The organism is Streptomyces europaeiscabiei (assembly GCF_036346855.1).
GTDB lineage: Bacteria > Actinomycetota > Actinomycetes > Streptomycetales > Streptomycetaceae > Streptomyces > Streptomyces europaeiscabiei.
Genome location: NZ_CP107841.1, coordinates 8,563,729 through 8,577,449, shown reverse-complemented (window position 1 = coordinate 8,577,449; position 13,721 = coordinate 8,563,729). Strand labels below are relative to the sequence as shown.

The 13,721-nt window shown below is 72.0% G+C and carries 10 protein-coding genes; 1 reads left to right on the top strand and 9 read right to left on the bottom strand.

The features are described 5' to 3' along the window. Window positions 1–137: 137 nt before the first annotated feature. The 9 genes from OG858_RS37260 to OG858_RS37220 form a co-directional block, all read right to left on the bottom strand. A complete protein-coding gene (locus OG858_RS37260) occupies window positions 138–386 on the bottom strand; it encodes a LapA family protein (RefSeq protein WP_319064147.1) in 249 nt (82 codons plus the stop codon). A gap of 92 nt (window positions 387–478) precedes the next feature. Further along, window positions 479–1,408, bottom strand: coding sequence for a S66 peptidase family protein (locus tag OG858_RS37255; RefSeq protein ID WP_319261352.1), 930 nt, complete (start codon window positions 1,406–1,408; stop codon window positions 479–481). Beyond that, complete coding sequence (locus OG858_RS37250) at window positions 1,405–3,387, bottom strand: S9 family peptidase (protein ID WP_319261355.1); 1,983 nt, start codon at window positions 3,385–3,387, stop codon at window positions 1,405–1,407. Before OG858_RS37250 ends, OG858_RS37255 begins: the two co-directional genes overlap by 4 nt. 27 nt (window positions 3,388–3,414) lie before the next feature. Then, on the bottom strand, window positions 3,415–4,809 hold the full coding sequence (locus OG858_RS37245; protein WP_408059452.1) for a M20/M25/M40 family metallo-hydrolase: 1,395 nt from the start codon (window positions 4,807–4,809) through the stop codon (window positions 3,415–3,417). Further along, window positions 4,802–5,635: a M55 family metallopeptidase gene (locus tag OG858_RS37240; RefSeq protein ID WP_319064151.1), complete on the bottom strand. Its 834-nt coding sequence runs from the start codon at window positions 5,633–5,635 to the stop codon at window positions 4,802–4,804. Before OG858_RS37240 ends, OG858_RS37245 begins: the two co-directional genes overlap by 8 nt. A gap of 110 nt (window positions 5,636–5,745) precedes the next feature. Next, window positions 5,746–6,471, bottom strand: a complete 726-nt coding sequence (locus tag OG858_RS37235) for a class I SAM-dependent methyltransferase (protein WP_319064152.1) — start codon at window positions 6,469–6,471, stop codon at window positions 5,746–5,748. Between the two features lie 185 nt (window positions 6,472–6,656). Then, window positions 6,657–9,119, bottom strand: a complete 2,463-nt coding sequence (locus tag OG858_RS37230; protein WP_319064153.1) for an ATP-binding SpoIIE family protein phosphatase — start codon at window positions 9,117–9,119, stop codon at window positions 6,657–6,659. Between the two features lie 243 nt (window positions 9,120–9,362). After that, window positions 9,363–11,789, bottom strand: coding sequence for an MFS transporter (locus tag OG858_RS37225; RefSeq protein ID WP_319261364.1), 2,427 nt, complete (start codon window positions 11,787–11,789; stop codon window positions 9,363–9,365). A 178-nt stretch (window positions 11,790–11,967) separates the two neighbouring features. Next, complete coding sequence (locus OG858_RS37220) at window positions 11,968–12,411, bottom strand: SRPBCC family protein (RefSeq protein WP_037703966.1); 444 nt, start codon at window positions 12,409–12,411, stop codon at window positions 11,968–11,970. A gap of 208 nt (window positions 12,412–12,619) precedes the next feature. On the opposite strand from OG858_RS37220, the gene OG858_RS37215 reads away from it, so the two are divergent. Next, the gene (locus OG858_RS37215; RefSeq protein ID WP_319064155.1) at window positions 12,620–13,663 is read left to right on the top strand and encodes an Rv2578c family radical SAM protein; all 1,044 of its coding nucleotides are present in this window, start codon (window positions 12,620–12,622) and stop codon (window positions 13,661–13,663) included. The last annotated feature ends 58 nt before the right edge of the window (window positions 13,664–13,721 follow it).

Here is a 13,721-nt window from a genome sequence, read left to right as displayed (position 1 = left end):
CGGCGCAGGCGTCACGGCGCAAACGTCACGGCGCGGGCGTCACGGCGCAGAAGCCACACCGCACGCGCCACAGCGCAGACGTCACAGCGCAGACGTCACACCGCACGCGCCACACCGCAGACGTCACACCGCAGACGTCACCTGCGCCGCCTCATGAAGAACGCCCCGCACAACGCCCCGACCAGGGCCGTCCCCAGCAGCGCCATCCACAGTGGCATGGTGACCTCGGAGACCAGCAGCCGGATCTCGGTGTTCTGGGTGTTCTGGAAGATGAAGACGAGCGCGAGCACCGCGAGTACACCCACGACGACCCTGCCGGGCGTCAGCAGATCACCCCATCGCTTCCGCCTGTGCGTACCGACCCGTTCCGTTGTCTTCGGGCTCATACCTCCAGGATGACGCGAGCCGCCGGGACGCGCCTGATGGACAGTTTTCACGCTTTGCCCAGATTGCCCCGCGTTGCCCCGGAGGCGGGTTGTCAGGTCAGCGCCGGCTCGTCCAGCGTGAGCGTCCCCGCCTCGGTGTCCAGCTCCGCCATCACCCCGAACGGGATGGTCAGCGCCCCGTCCCCGTGTCCGAATCCGAACTCCTCCACCACCGGTACCCCGACCCCGCCGATCCGGTCCACGAGCAGCGCCCGCACCTTCTCGTACGGATCGCATTCCGCCCAGGAACCGAGGACGATGCCGGCCACGCCGTCGAGCCACCCCGCGCGGAGGAGCTGGGTGAGGTAGCGGTCCAGGCGGTAGGTCTCCTCGCCGACGTCCTCCAGGCAGAGGAGGGCGCCCCGGGCGGAGGGGCGGGCGTGGGGGTTGCCGAGTTCGGCGGCGAGCAGACAGAGGCAGCCGCCGAGGAGGACGCCCCGGGCACGGCCGGGTATCAGGGCGGTGCTTCCCTCGGCGGCCCGGATCGTGCGGACCGTCTCGGGGGCGAACAGAGTGGCGCGCAGATGGTCCTGGGCCCGGGTGTTCTTGATGAAGTCGACGCCCGCCGCCATGGGTCCGTGCAGGGTGACCAGTCCGGCGCGGGTGGCGAACGCCTCGTGAAGTGCGGTGATGTCGCTGAACCCGACGAGTGTCTTGGGGCCTGCCGCGCGAATGGCGTCCCAGTCGAGCAGGTCGACCATGCGCTGGACGCCGTAGCCGCCGCGGGCACACAGCACGGCGGACACGGACGGGTTGCACCAGGCGGCCTGGAAGTCGGCGGCGCGGTCGGCGTCCGAGCCCGCGAGGTAGGGGAACTGCGGGTGCCGGTCGAGTGTGTGCGGTGCGACGACGGGGTCGAGGTCCCAGCCGCGCAGAATGTCCAGCCCGGCACCGAGCCGCTCCTCGACCACCGGACCGCTGGGCGCGACGACGGCCACACGGGCACCGGGGGTGAGACGGGCGGGTCTGGTCAGTGGTGTCACTTGGTGAGCTCCAGAGTAGGGATTCCCGGAGGATTCAACCCGAAGACCTGCGCGTACAGCGACAGCTCCGCCTCCAGGACGCGCACCGTCGTCTCCGCCCGACGGAAGCCGTGTCCCTCCCCCTCGAAGGCGATGTACGCGTGCGGCACCCGCCGCTCCTCCATCCTCGCCAGGAAACGGTCGCACTGCGCGGGCGGGCAGATCACGTCGTCGAGGCCCTGGAGCAGCAGGAAGGGCGCGGTGATCCGGTCGGCGTGCTCGATGGGCGAACGCTCCACATACCGCATCGGCTCCTGTGCCGGCGGCCCCACCAGGCTCTCCAGGTACTGGGACTCGAAGTCGTGCGTTGCCCCCGCCCCCCAGTTCGTGAGGTCGAGGACGGGATACAGGATGGTTCCGCAGGCGTAGACGTCGGTCGTGGTGAGGGACACGGCAGCGGTCCAGCCACCCGCGCTGCCGCCCCTGATGGCGAGCCTGGTCCGGTCGGCGGTGCCCTCGTCGGCGAGGGCGAGCGCCACCGCCGCGCAGTCCTCGACGTCCACGACACCCCACTGCTCGCGCAGCCGGTTGCGGTACTCCCGCCCGTACCCGGTGGACCCCCCGTAGTTGACCTCGGCGACCCCGATGCCACGTGAGGTGAAGTAGGCGATCGCCAGGTCGAGGACCAGGGGCGCCCGGCTGGTGGGCCCGCCGTGCGCCCAGACGACGTACGGCGGCAGCTCGGTGCTGAAGGCGACGCAGCCGGGGTGGTGCGGCGGGTAGATGTGCGCGTGGATCTCGCGGCCGGCGGGGCCGAGGAAGGAACGGATCTGGGGTTCGGGATAGTAGGCGGGGTCGACCGGGTCGTCGTGCGCGGCGCCGATCACGCGGGTGTCGCCGGTGGCCGCGTCCAGCTCGACCACCTCGTACGCGCTGCGCGGGCTTGCCCCGATGCCGATGACCCGGCCGTCGTGCACGGCGAGGGAGGGGGCGAACTCGGTCCACGGTCCGTCCACGTCGACGACCTGGCCCGTCTCCAGGTCGAGGATGCCGAGCGCGGTGGCGCCCCGCCCGTGCACCACGGCGGCGAGCCCGTCGTCCAGCAGCGCGAACCAGCGCTGGCCGACCTTCCACAGCGGCCCGCCGAACTCCTCCTCCCGGGCGCAGAGAGCCGTACGGTCACCGCCGTCGGGGTCGAGGCGGTAGAGGTTCCAGTAGCCGGTGGTGTCGCTGGAGTGGACGAGGGTCCCGTCGGCGTCCCACTCGACCTGGGCGACCGACTCCTCCGGGCCGCCCGCGACGGTCCGGGCCTCGCCCAGCAGGCCGTCCTCGGTCACCTCGGCGACGAGCAGTGACGTGCCGTCCCACGGCATGAGCGGATGGTCCCAGGCCAGCCACGCGGCGCGGCGGCCGTCGGGCGAGAGGCGGGGGCCGGTGACGAACCGTCGGCTGTCGTCGGTGAGTTCGCGTACGGCGCCCCGGTCCTCGGCCGCCGAGCCGTCCAGCGGCACCGCGGCGACGACCCGCCGTACGTCGATGGGCCCGTCCCCGGTGAACTCCTCCAGAACGCACCACACCTCGTCCCGCTCCGGGTGGGGCTGCGGGTCCACCCAGCGCAGGCCGCCGCCCAGGGGCGACACCGGGGTGAGCGGGACGGGGTCACCGCCCGGTTCGTACCGGTAGAGACGCTGGTCGGCGTGGTTCACGAAGACCACGAGGGGGCCTGTGTCCCGCATGACGCCGGCCCAGGGCTGCCCGCCGTACTCCATGACCCGGCTGCGTACGTCCCACGGGGCCGACAGCACCGACTCCTCCGTGCCGTCGGCCGTGCGCCGCACCAGGGTGCGCCGGCCACCCTCGGTGGGCCGGGGCTCGGTCCACCACACCTCGTCGCCGACGAAGCCCACGAACTCGGGATGCCCGTCGTGCGCGGCGGCGAGCGCCGCCGCGATCGGTGAGGGCCACGAACCGTACGCCAGGGTCTGCACCTTGTCCCCCATTTCCCTTGGTCCCCCGTGTGCCATCGCTCAGGCCGTCCGCAGGAAGCGGTCGAGAACGCGGACGCCGAAGTGGAGCGCCTCGACGGGGACGCGCTCGTCGACCCCGTGGAAGAGCGCCGCGTAGTCGAAGCCCTCGGGGAGCTTCAGCGGCGAGAAGCCGTAGCCGGTGATGCCGAGGCGCGAGAACTGCTTGGCGTCCGTGCCGCCCGGCATGCAGTACGGCACCACGTGTCCCTCGGGCGCGAACTCCTCCACAGCCGCCCGCATCCGCGCGTACGTCACCGAGTCCACCGGCGCCTGGAGGGCCACCTCCCGGTGCTCGAACTCCCACTCCACATCAGGCCCGGTGAGCAGGTCGAGGGTTTCCCGGAACTCGTCCTCGCCTCCGGGCAGATACCGTCCGTCCACGCGGGCGACGGCCTCCCCCGGGATGACATTGATCTTGTAACCGGCTTCCAGCATGGTCGGGTTGGCGCTGTTGCGCACGGTCGCCTCGACCAGAGCTGCGGCCGGACCGAGCTTGTCGAGCAGCCGGTCGACGCCGCCCTGATCGTCGAGGTCGGCCTCGACGCCGTACAGCGCGGCGAGTTCGGTGAGGGCCGCGCGAACGGTCGGGGTGAGCCGGAGCGGCCACTCGTGCGCGCCGATCCGGGCGATCGCCGCCGCAAGGCGGGTCACCGCGTTGGCCCGGTTCACCTTGGAGCCGTGGCCGGCCCGGCCATGCGCGGTGAGCTTCAGCCAGCCGGTGCCGCGCTCCCCTGCCGCGATCGGGTAGATCTGCCGGCCCGCGCCGTCGTGGAAGGTGAACGCCCCCGACTCGCTGATGCCCTCGGTGCAGCCCTCGAAGAGCCCGGGGTGCTGGTCGGCGAGGAACCCGGAACCGTCCTCGGCGCTCGCCTCCTCGTCGGCGGTGAACGCGATCACGACGTCCCTGCGGGGCCGTACGCCCGTGCGCGCCCAGTGCCGGGCGACCGCGAGGATCATCGCGTCCATGTTCTTCATGTCGACCGCGCCCCGGCCCCACACCACGCCGTCGCGGACCTCCCCGGAGAACGGGTGCACGCTCCAGTCCGCCGCCTGTGCGGGCACCACGTCCAGATGGCCGTGCACGAGCAGCGCGTCCGCCGACGGGTCGGTGCCCTCGATCCGCGCCACGACGTTCGTACGGCCCTCGGTGCGCTCAAGGAGCGTGGGCTCCAGACCGATCTCGGCCAGCAGCGCGGCTGCGTACTCGGCGGCGGGCCGCTCCCGGCAGTCTCCGCCGCCGCGGTTGGTGGTGTCGAGACGGATGAGGTCGGAGGTGAACCGGACGACCTCGTCCAGTGCCTGCTGTTCCGTGACCCCGGTCTGTGCCTGGCCCGCCACGCGCTCGGCAGTCCTCCCGGGCTTCGCAAGCCTTCCGGGCTTCGCCGACTCAGCCATATGTCTCCTCCACCGCGGCCGAGACGATCGTGGTGACCGCCTTGAAGGTGCGGATTCCCTCGTACATGGTCGCGCTGGTGTACGCGACCTTGCGTTCACCGGTACGGGCCACACCCGGCACGACGGTCGCGGCCATCGCCAGGTGTTCGGCGTCGAACTCCAGCGTCACGGTGAACGGCCCGCCCCTGACCGGTTCGTGCCGCACCGCGAGCGCGGCTGCCTCCTTCGCCGCCGCACGGATGTCGGCGGCCGTCCTCGTCGGCGTGCGGCACACCGCCGCGTACCGCGACACATGGTCCTTGACCGCCACTTTGAGCGCCTCGGGCGCATACCCCAGGGCGTCCTCGCAAGCCACGTCGTCGCCAGTCACCAGCACCACCGGTACCCCGTACTCGGCCACGACATGCGAGTTGAGCAGCCCCTCGCTGGCCCGCTGGTCGTTCACCCACACCCCGGTGATCGAGTTGGCGAGGTAGGTGTGGGCGAGTACGCCCTCCATCCCCGCGCCCGCGTGGTACCCGACGAACGCGATGCCGTCCACGTCCCCGTGCTGCACGCCCTCCACCATGGACAGCGCCTTGTGCCGCCCGGTCAGCATCTGCGCGCGCTCGTCCAGCTCCTCCAACAGCAGATTGCGCATCGTCCAGTGCGCCTCGTTGATCAGCACCTCGTCGGCCCCGCCGTGGAAGAAGCCGAGCACGGCGGCGTTCACATCCGAGGTGAACATCGCACGACACCGCTCCCACTGCGGTGTCCCCGGCAGCACGTCGGCCGGCCAGGTGACGCCGGTGGCGCCCTCCATGTCGGCGCTGATGAGGATCTTCATGACTCGAAACCGTACGCGTTCACGCCGATCCGTGTCAGACCTGTGGATAACTCTCACCGCCGCGGCCACCGCCGTCGGCCGGGACGGCGCACGGACCCGCCGGAGCCGCCCTACGCCGTGCGCCCCGCCACGTACCACCTCGACGGCAGTTCGATCCGCGTGCCGTCGGCCGTGTGCTCAGTGGTGATCAGCGGGAGGTCGCCGTCGGCGACGAGGGTAAGGCCGGATGCGCGCAGATATCGCGGGACCGCGGCGTCGGTGACCTCGCCCGGGGCGATTCCGTGGCGGAGGATCGGGGCGAGTTTGGCAGGGGGACCGGTGGGGCTCTGGGCGAGGCCCATGAGGACGGGCTTGGCGGCCTCGGAGAGCTCGACGAGGCAGACCCGGCCGCGCTCCCCCACCAGCGTGGCGATGGTGTCGACGAGGCGTTGGCGGTCGTCGGGTTCGCACTGGTGGAGTACACCGCGTACATAGACGTCGGCGTCGCCGAGGTCGGCGTGGAGGTTCTCGGCGTCGGTCTTGTCGGCCGCGTCGAGCAGGCGGTAGGTGGCCCGGCCTCGGGGGTCGGCGCGGCGGGCCCGGTCGAGGGCGGCGGTGGAGAGGTCGGCACCGATCACCGTGGGGAAACGGTCGGCCAGGTAGCGGGTCTGGGTGCCGTTGCCGCAGCCGAGGTCGACGAGGGGCAGGGCGGGGGCCGTCAGGTACGGCTCGAACAGGGGGACATGGACGGCCGCGGTCCATTCGGGCCCGGCGTCCCAGAAGACCTCTCCCGGTCCGTCGGGGGCCTCCCGCCAGAACCCCTCCCAGGCCTCCCGGTACCCACTCGTCACACTCATGCCCAACCCCCGGAAATAGGACGCGGCCCGCCACTCCGGCGGCCCACATCGGTCTACCGCGCCCGGAATGCACAGACAAGCACCGTGCGCGTATGTTCCCCCTCATCGAGATCGCGCCCCCGGCCCCAGTCGGCAGCCACACGGCCGACAGCCGCCTCAGGGCAGCGCCTCGGTCGCCCGTCGCCTCAACGCCGTCGCGGCAGAGTCAGTTCGAACCACACCGTCTTGCCCGCCCCCGTCCGGGTGGTCCCCCACTCGCGTGCCAGGGTCGTGAGGACGCGAAGCCCGCGGCCGAACTCGTCCGTGGGCGCCGCGCTGAGCAGGGTCGGCAGGGTGGGGTCGTCGTCGGAGACCTCGCACTGCAGGGTGTCGCCGCGGACGAGGCGGAGTTCGATACGGCGCCCGCGCGCGTGCCGTACGGCGTTGGTGACGAGTTCGCCGACCAGGAGCACGGTGGTGTCCGCGAGGGCGTCGAGACCCCAGACGTACAGCTGTTCGCGGACGGCGGCGCGGGCGCGGGCGACCTCGCTCGGGTCGGGGGCGAGGCGCCACTCGGCGACGTCCTCGGGTTCGATGCCGCCCAGCCGGACCATCAGCAGGGCCACGTCGTCCTTGCGACCGCCGCGCGTGTTGAGGGCGCGGATGATCGTGTCGCAGGCGTCGTCCATCGAGGCGGCCGGGTGGGCGGCGGACTCGCAGAGCGTCGCGAGGCCCACGCCGATGTCCTCGCCGCGCACCTCGACCAGGCCGTCGGTGCACATCACGAGCCGGTCGCCGGGCTCCACGCGCACGCGTACCGCCTCGAACGGCACCCCGCCGACGCCGATGGGCGCGCCCGTGGGCAGGTCGAGCAGTTCGCTGCGGCCGTCCACCGCGCGGACCAGTACGGGCGGGATGTGCCCGGCGTTGGCGAGGTGCAGTTCGCTCGCGATGGGGTCGTAGACGGCGTAGAGGCAGGTCGCCAGATAGTGCTCGCCGAGGCGCTGGGCGAGGTCGTCGAGGTTGCGCAGGAGCTGTGCGGGCGGCAGGTCGAGGGCGGCCATGGTCTGGACGGCGGTGCGCAGCTGGCCCATCATCGCGGCGGAGTTGAGGCCGTGCCCCATGACGTCGCCGACGACCAGGGCGGTGCGGGCGCCGGGCAGCTTCACCGAGTCGAACCAGTCGCCGCCGACCCGCCCGAGCAGGGTGCCCGGGAGGTAGCGGGTGGCGATGTCGCAGCCCGCCATGTGGGCCTCGATCTGCGGGAGCATGCTGTCCTGGAGCGTCTCGGCGACGTTCTCCTGGTAGGTGTACATGCGCGCGTTGTCGAGGACGAGGCCCGCGCGGGCGGCGAGTTCGGCGCCGGTGACGCGGTCCATGTCGTCGAAGACCTCGCGCTCCGGGTGGCGCAGCAGGATCATGAACCCGAGGACCACGTTGCGGGCCTTCAGCGGCACGACCAGCATGGAGCGGTTGCTGATCAGCGGCCGGATGTCGCGCTTCTCGAACTGCGCGGCGATCGCGTGCCCCATCTGCTCGCTGATGCGCGGCACGAGGACGGGCTCGCCGGTGGTCATGCACTGGAAGAACGGGGTGTGCGCCGGGAACGGCATGGCCTCGCCGACCGGTACGACGTCCTCCCAGCGGCCCGGCTCGTCCGTGTGCTCCAGGGCCACCCGGTGCCACATGGTGGTCGTGTCCGGCACACCGTCGGGGAAGCCCTCGCCGGCGACGACCTGCTCGCGCAGATAGGTGCCGGCGACGTCGGTGAAGCGGGGCACGACCGCCTTGCTCACCTCGACGATGGTCCGGGACAGGTCGAGGGAGGTGCCGATGCGTCCGCTGACCTCGTTGAGGAACTCCAGCCGCTCGCGCACGGCCGCGTACTCGAGGTCCTCGCCCTCGTCCCGGACGTCCTGAGGGACCGGCAGCCCCTCGGCGACGGCGCGCGCGGCCCGTTCACGGCGCGCCCGGCGCTCCGCGCGCCGGGGCACGCCCCAGTCCGGGGTGACGGGCACCCGGTCGTTCTGGCTGAACTCCAGCACCGGATAGCCCAGTTCGAGGACCTGGGCGACGATGCGTGCGCTCTCGCCGACGCTCATGCTGGGCAGGATCTCGGGAAGTCTGCGGGCGAGTTCCTCCGCGCCGGGGAAGTCGGTGTGCAGGGCGAAGCCGGGCGCGATGCGTTCGACGGCGACGGACGCGCCGTCGTCCCGCCGGCGCAGTGTCTCGGCGTCGGCGGCCAGCACGAGGAGACGCTCCCGGCCGGGGCCGACCAGGGGATACGCCCACCACAGGACGTCTATCCGGTCGCGGCCGGGCACGGTGAGCCGGGCTCGGCCGGCCGCAGGGTAGGACAGGTGTCCGTCGAGGGAGGTCTCCAGGTCGTGGCCGAGTGCGTCGTAGGCGCCGTACGCCCCGTGGGCCCGGGTGTCGTCCTCGTCCGGGAGGGCACCGGAGACGGGCAGCAGGTCGAGGGCGGGGTGGCCCACCGCGTCGTCCTTGTCGGTGCCGAAGAGCCGGCGTGCGCCGGTGCTCCAATGCGACACGAGGCCGGCGCGGTCGACGACGACCACGGCCAGGGGGATGCGGCCGACCGCGGCGTGCTCCGCCGTGCCGTCACCGGCTCCGTGGCCGGTAGTCGCGCCCGTGTCGGTGCCACGGTCCATGGCCAAGGCCCTTTCTCCCCACAGCTCGCAAGATCTGCGCCGCCACCACTACCGTACGGCTGCGTAGCGTCGCGATGTGTGGCAATACGCGAATTGCTCCGTGGGAGCCTCCGGCGCACACGCAGGGCACGTGGGCGGCGCACGATCACTCGCACGCCCCCGCATGACCAGTGGCTGACCACCGGCGGACCACAAGCCGACCACCGGCTGAACCACAGACCCACGTTCCCGTGGCCGCCGGTTTCAGTCCCCGTACCCCAGCTGCAGGTCCCGCTCCGCCCTCCCACCGCCGGCGACCTGGAGCACCGTCGCGACGGGGGGATATCCGGTGGCGATGACCGTGTACTCGCCGGAGGCGAGGTCGCCGAACCGGAACGTTCCGTCGATGCCGGTGGTGATCGTGCCGACGACGTTCCCGGCGGCGTCGAGGAGCGTCACGCGCGCGTCCTCCACCGGCCGGCCGCCCCCGGCGCGGACCGTGCCCCGCAGGACCGCGCCCCCGGCGAGTTCGACGTCCTGGCGGGTCTCGCGGGCGGCCCGGACGGTGACGGGGAGTGCGGCCGGGCGGTGGGAATGGGCGCTCGCGGCGAGGACGTACTCCCCTGCGACCAGCTCGGTGATGACGTACTCGCCCCCCTCCCCGCTGCGGGTGGTCACCACGACCTCGCCGTGCACGTCGGTGAGCGTCACGGTCGCGTCGCTCACCGCCCGCCCGTCCGCCGTCCGTACGGCCCCCACCAGGCGTCCCGCGCCGCCGAGCACGATGTCGACCTCGACGGGACGCTCCCCGACGGTGACGCTCACGGCCTGCGGCTGATGGCCGCCGGCTGCCGCGATCAGCACATACGCCCCCGGCCCGGGGGTGGACAGCGCGTACCGCCCGTCCTCACCGCTGCCGCCTCGCCCGGTCTGCCGGCCGATGCCGTCGATGAGGGTGAGCGAGGCCCGGGGCACGACGGTGCCGTCGGGGTGCTGGACCGTGCCGCGGACGGGGACGCCGGGGGCGTACGGCGAGCGATGCGAGACGGGGGTCCTCCCGCCGGAAGGGTGGGGGAGCGACTGCGGGCCCCGGACGGAGGGCGCGGGCTGCCGCTCCGGCTCGGGCTCGGGCTCGGCGGGGACCTCGTCGAAGGACACCGGCGTCCGCTCCTTGAGGAAGCAGGCGATGAGGAGTCCGAGGACGAGTACCGGCGTGAGATACAGGAAGATCCTCGGCATGGCCTGCGCGTAGGCCTCGACGTAGGCGTCGCGCAGCGGGGCGGGCAGGGTGTGGACGAGGTCCGGGGTGAGGGAGCCCGGGTCGGGGAGGACGGCGCCCGCGCGCGCGGGAAGGCGGTCGGCGAGCCGGGCCGTGAGGAGCGCGCCGAACGCGGCCACGCCCACGCTGCCGCCGATCTGGCGGAGGTAGTTGCCGGCGGCGGTGGCGGCGCCGATGTCGGCGGGGCGTACGGAGTTCTGCACGGCGAGGATCAGGACCGGCATCACCATGCCGATGCCCGCGCCGAGCACGGCCGTCCAGATGCCGAACTGCAGCCGGGGCGTGTCCGTCTCCATGCGGGACAGCAGCCACACGCCGAGGGCGGTCAGGGCGGTGCCGAGGACGGGGTACGTCCGGTAGTGCCCGGTGTGGGCGACGAGTTGGCCGCAGACGACGGACGCGCCGACGATGCCGGCCATCATCGGCACCATGAGCAGCCCCGACTCGGTGGCGGAGATCCCGCCGACCATGCGCAGCTGGGTCGGCAGGTAACTGGCGGTGCCAAAGAGGGCGATACCGACGGCGATACCGACGAGGCCGGTCACGACGAACGCCGGGTCCCTGAACAGCCGCGGGGGAACGAGGGGCTGGGCCGCGAACCGCTCGACGACGAGAAGGAGGACGGTCGCCGCGACCGCGCCGGCGGCGAGACCGAGCACAAGCCGCGAGTCCCAGGCGTACGCGGTGCCACCCCATCCGGCCAGCAGCACCAGGCAGGTCGAGGCGACGGCCAGCAGCAGCGTGCCCAGGACGTCGAGGCGCCCCCTGGTCGTGTACTTCGGCAGTCTCAGCGCGAAGGTGACGACGGCCAGGGTGACGAGCCCGCAGGGCACGTTGACGTAGAAGCACCACCGCCAGGAGAGATGATCCGTGAGCCAGCCGCCGAGGAGCGGGCCCGCCAGGGAGGCGAGGCCGAACGCGGCGCCGACGAGGCCCAGGTAGCGGCCGCGGTTCCGGGTGGGCACGATGTCGGCGATGATCGCCTGCACACCGATCAGGAGGCCGCCCGCGCCGATGCCCTGGAGCGCGCGGAACGCGATGAGCTGGTCCATGCTCCGGGAGAACCCGGCGAGCGCGGAGCCGGCCACGAAGATCACGAGCGCGAACTGGAAGACGCCCTTGCGGCCGCGGAGTTCGCCCAGTCTGCCGTAGACGGGAAGGGTGACGGTGGCAGTGAGCAGATAGGCCGTGATCGCCCAGGACATCCGGTCCACGCCGTGCAGCTCGCCGACGATCTCGGGGAGGGCGGTGGCGACGACCATCTGCTCCAGTGCGGCGAGGAGCAGGGCGAGCAGAAGGGCGGCGAAGACCAACCGGACCCGGTGCGGACCGATCCGGGGAGGCCCGTCCGCCGGTGGTGGTGTCGCGGGTGTGGTGGCCGGTTCGTCCTTCACCAGTGTGATCGCGCCCATGCGTACCGCTCCCTCGTCGCACTTACCGCACAATTCCCGCATTAAGCGGCAACTGTCGGTAAGTGCGGCGAGTTACGGCATTCCGGGGAGCGTCACGGAGATCCACTCGAACCGGTGAGAGGGGCAACGCCCCCCGGACGACCGCCGGTTGGATCGGGCATCCTTGTCGCCCCCGGCGTTACTTCTCCACCTCGGTGGCGAGGTTGGCGAGCAGGGCGTCGTAGATCCGGCCGAGGCCCTTGGGGGCGAAGGTCTTCTCGAAGAAGCCGCCGATGCCGCCGGCACCCTGCCAGGTGGTGGTGACCACGACACGGGAGCCGCCCTCGCCGGCCGGGGTGACCCGCCAGACGGTGACCATGGAGGAGTTGCGGTCCTTCTCGACGAGCTCGCCGTCGGAGGGCTCCGTGACCTCCAGGAGGCAGTCGCGCACACGCTTGCTGGTGGCCTGGAGCTTCCAGTGGACGAGGGTGCCCTCGCCGTCGCCGCCCTCGCGCACCTCGTACTCGCTGAAGTGCTGCGGCATCAGCTTCCCGCGCGCGCCGCTGTAGTCGGCCAGGGTGTCGAACACAGTCTCCGCGTCCGCCGCGACGACTCGTTCAGTCGTGGCCTCGACCTGCGCCATTGCACTTCCTCCAGCACTTGGTAACTCGGGGATGTGCGGAAAGCCAACCACCCCCCGCCCGGAGGGCCCAAATCGGGGTGCCCCAAGGGCCCGCCGCGGCCTGCCCGAAAGGCCGCCGACGAGACCTCCACATGGTGTTCGAAAACCAGTTCGCACGATCAAGGGAACATGTGTTCTATTCTGAGGGAGAGCAACCGAGGAGGCGTCCATGCGCTGGGACCATCTGGCCGAGAACCCCGCCACGGCCCGGGACGCCGCGCTGTTCGGGGCGGACACGGTGACGAGCCGTACCTTCGACACTCCGGAGTTCCGCGGCATGACCTTTCACGAGGTCCGGGCGAGAACGATCGTGAACCGGGTGCCGGGGGCCTCCCGGATGCCGTTCGAGTGGACGGTGAACCCCTACCGGGGCTGCACGCACGCGTGCGTCTACTGCTTCGCCCGCAAGACCCACAGCTATCTGGACCTCGACACGGGCCTCGACTTCGACTCGCAGATCGTCGTGAAGATCAACGCGCCCGACCTGCTGCGCCGCCGGCTGGCCTCGCCGCGCTGGCACGGCGAACACATCGCGATGGGCACCAACGTGGACTGCTACCAGCGCGCGGAGGGCCGTTACGGCCTGATGCCGGGCATCATCGCGGCCCTGCGCGACCACGCTAACCCCTTCTCGATCCTGACCAAGGGCACGCTGATCCTGCGCGACCTGGACCTGATCCGGCAGGCGGCGGAGGTCACCGAGGTCGGCATCTCGGTCTCCGTCGGTTTCACCGACCAGGAGCTGTGGCGCACGGTCGAGCCGGGCACGCCCGCACCGGAGCGCCGGCTGGACGTCGTGCGCGCCTTCACCGGCCTCGGCATCGGCTGCGGGGTGCTGATGGCCCCCGTGCTCCCCTTCCTCAGCGACCACCCCGACCGGCTGCGCGAGACCGTGCGGGCCGTCGCGGCCTCCGGCGCCACGTCCGTGACCCCGCTGGTGCTGCATCTGCGGCCCGGCGCACGCGAGTGGTACATGGCCTGGCTGGAACGCCATCACCCCCATCTCGTACGGCGTTACGAGCTGCTGTACGCGGAAGGCGCCTACGCCCCGAAGTGGTATCAGCGGCAGATCACCCGTCAGGTCCACGAGCTGGCCCAGGAATACGGCATGGGCCCCCGGCGCGCGGAGCTGCCGAGACGGATACCGGTGCGCGAGCCGGCCGTGCCGGGGACGGCCGGGGACACGGCACCGACCCAGCTGACCCTTCTCTGACACCTCGGGGAGCATCCGGGCGCTTCTCCCGCCCCGATCGGGTCAAGTCTCGGTGTAT

Excerpts from the sequence above, each read along its gene's own strand:
- OG858_RS37260 (WP_319064147.1), bottom strand. The coding sequence starts at position 386 with ATGAGCCCGAAGACAACGGAACGGGTCGGTACGCACAGGCGGAAGCGA.
- OG858_RS37220 (WP_037703966.1), bottom strand. The coding sequence starts at position 12,411 with ATGGCGCAGGTCGAGGCCACGACTGAACGAGTCGTCGCGGCGGACGCG.
- OG858_RS37225 (WP_319261364.1), bottom strand. The coding sequence starts at position 11,789 with ATGGGCGCGATCACACTGGTGAAGGACGAACCGGCCACCACACCCGCG.
- OG858_RS37250 (WP_319261355.1), bottom strand. The coding sequence starts at position 3,387 with ATGGGGGACAAGGTGCAGACCCTGGCGTACGGTTCGTGGCCCTCACCG.
- OG858_RS37235 (WP_319064152.1), bottom strand. The coding sequence starts at position 6,471 with ATGAGTGTGACGAGTGGGTACCGGGAGGCCTGGGAGGGGTTCTGGCGG.
- OG858_RS37245 (WP_408059452.1), bottom strand. The coding sequence starts at position 4,809 with ATGGCTGAGTCGGCGAAGCCCGGAAGGCTTGCGAAGCCCGGGAGGACT.
- OG858_RS37230 (WP_319064153.1), bottom strand. The coding sequence starts at position 9,119 with ATGGACCGTGGCACCGACACGGGCGCGACTACCGGCCACGGAGCCGGT.
- OG858_RS37215 (WP_319064155.1), top strand. The coding sequence starts at position 12,620 with ATGCGCTGGGACCATCTGGCCGAGAACCCCGCCACGGCCCGGGACGCC.
- OG858_RS37240 (WP_319064151.1), bottom strand. The coding sequence starts at position 5,635 with ATGAAGATCCTCATCAGCGCCGACATGGAGGGCGCCACCGGCGTCACC.